Source organism: Stenotrophomonas sp. P5_B8 (genome assembly GCF_054049855.1).
In genome coordinates this window covers 1-2,286 of sequence record NZ_JBFULO010000526.1, presented here as the reverse complement: position 1 = coordinate 2,286, position 2,286 = coordinate 1, and the positions used below count along the sequence as shown (strand labels likewise).

At 64.4% G+C, this 2,286-nt stretch carries 2 protein-coding genes; both read left to right on the top strand.

Translation table 11 applies throughout. The annotated features are described in order from the left end of the window. The first annotated feature begins 233 nt into the window (after positions 1-233). On the top strand, positions 234-1,139 hold the full coding sequence (locus tag ACXJKH_RS18930) for a LysR substrate-binding domain-containing protein (protein WP_457321689.1): 906 nt from the start codon (positions 234-236) through the stop codon (positions 1,137-1,139). Positions 1,140-1,240: 101 nt separating this feature from the next. Next, positions 1,241-2,286, top strand: a 1,046-nt coding sequence (locus ACXJKH_RS18925) for an MFS transporter (protein WP_457321687.1), incomplete at its 3' end; no start/stop codon positions are given.

Here is a 2,286-nt window from a genome sequence, read left to right as displayed (position 1 = left end):
ACCCTGCACATGGTCAAGTCACTGGAGTTGGTTGATGTTGACCCTCTCTTGCCGGAACTGAAGATCAAGTAGCAGTCGGTCTGCCGGCGGGAAATGAAATAAGTCATAGACCTTGGAACGGGTGCAGAGCAAAACGCGGGGGTTGAGATCCAGAGCGCGTCGGCGCCCCAGGCGCCGTGATTTGCTATGTTGACCACGCCCAATCCAGGGGAAACACGAGGTGTGGCGTTTCAGTGATAGAGACCCGCCTGCTCCAACAGTTCGTTGCCGTTGCCGAAGAGCTGCACTTCAATCGTGCCGCCGAGCGGCTGCACATGGCCCAGCCCCCGCTGAGCCAGGCGATCCGCAAGCTTGAGAGCGCCGTCGGTGCGCCTCTGTTCGTGCGCACCAATCGCAGTGTGGCACTGACCGCGGCCGGCGCGGCGTTCCTTGTCACTGCGCGCAGCACCTTGCGCGCGTTGGAGGAGGGCGTGGCGCAGACGCGGCGGGTGGCGGAAGGGATTGAGGGCCACCTCACGCTGACCTTCATCAACATCGCGCCCTACGCCCCTCTGCTACGCGCGCTTCGCGGTTTCCGACATGCTTCCCCCGGCATTTCGTTCACGATGGTGGAAGCCACGACCCAGGAGCAGGTGATCGCGCTGGAGCAGGGCAGGGCGGATATTGGGTTCATGCGGTCGCCCGGAACGTCTGTCCCGCACCTGCGCCTGGCCACCGTGTCGAGCGAACCGATTGTCGTTGCGCTGCCTGCCGGCCATCGGCTGGAAGCGGCCCCGACCATCGCGCTGCAACTGCTTAAGAACGACGCGTTCGTCGCCTCACCGCGGACGCTCGGCAAGGGGTTCCATGACCAGCTCCTCAGCCTGTGCCACGCAGCGGGGTTTGTTCCCGACATCGTGCAGCACGGCCGGCAGATGCAGACGCTGATTGCCTTGGTGGCCGCTGGGTTCGGCGTAGCGCTACTGCCCGCGTCCCTGGCGACAAATGCGCGAACGGACGTGGTGTTCCGCCCGCTCCAGGTGGACGCTTCCGATGCGCTGTCCCGCCTGGACCTGTTCATGGCCTGGAACGAGACCCGGGCATCGGCGATCCGCGACCGGTTGATAGAGGCGGTCCTGGAGACCTTGTCACCGCCCTGATCGGATGAGACGCGCCGCGTCTTGGTGCGGTATGCAGACAGTCCTTCACCCGCACCAGGCAAGCCACTAGTCTTCGGCGGCCCCGCTGCTGAGGATCTGCAATGCCCGCCGCCATCTATGTATTTTCGCTGTGCGCATTCGCGTTCGGTCTTTCCGAGTTCGTCGTCGCAGGGCTGTTGACCGCCATTGCCGACGACCTTGATGCGCCGATTTCCCTCGTCGGTACGGCCATTGCCGCTTACGCACTGGGTGCCGCCATCGGGGCACCGTTCATCACCGCGCTGGTCGCCCACTGGCGGGACAGGCATATCCTGTTGCTGGCTACGGCCTTGCTTGGGGTGGGCAGCCTGCTGATGAGTGCGTCGCCCACTCTGGTGGTCCTGCTGGCTGTCCGCTTCGTGGTCGGCCTGGGCCACGGCGTGTTCATGGCGGTGGCCTCCGACGCGGCCACCCGGCTGGTGGAACCACAGCGATCCGGTCGGGCGCTGTCGGTGGTGTGGATCGGGCTGACGCTGGCACTGGCCATCGGTGTTCCGCTCGGCACCTATCTGGGAAGCCTGTGGTCCTGGCGCATGATTTTCATGGCGATTGGCGTGCTCAGTGCGGGGGGCATGCTTGGCCTGGCGCTCTGCATGCCACGCGGTAAGGCGGAAGCGGGTTCAACCGGCGGTGGCGCGTGGAAGGGCATCAAGGCCATCGCCCATCCGCAGCTGCTGATCACCGCCGGTATCGGCGCGCTCGTCAGCGTTGCCACGTTTTCGTTCTTTACGTTCGTCTCGCCGTATCTGCAGCAGGTCACTGCGGTGGGCGTGCAGTGGCTGAGCCTGGGGATGCTGTTGTTCGGCATCTGCGCGATCGCCGGCAATCTTCTGGGAGGCTTCCTTGCCGACGCGACGGACGTGGATCGCAGTATCCGGCTCGCGCTGGTCGCGTTGGCGTTGAATCTGCTCGGTTTGTACGCTTTCGCAGGTATGCCGGTGCTGATGATGCTTCTGATTGGCACGCTGGGCATCTGCTTCTTCTCCATCGTGACCCTGCTGACGCTGCGGCTGCTCAGGCAGGCCCAACGCTTCATTCCCGCCTACAGTTCGGTGGCGGCGGGGTTGAACATCGCTTCTTTCAATCTGGGGACTGCGCTGGGCGGTGC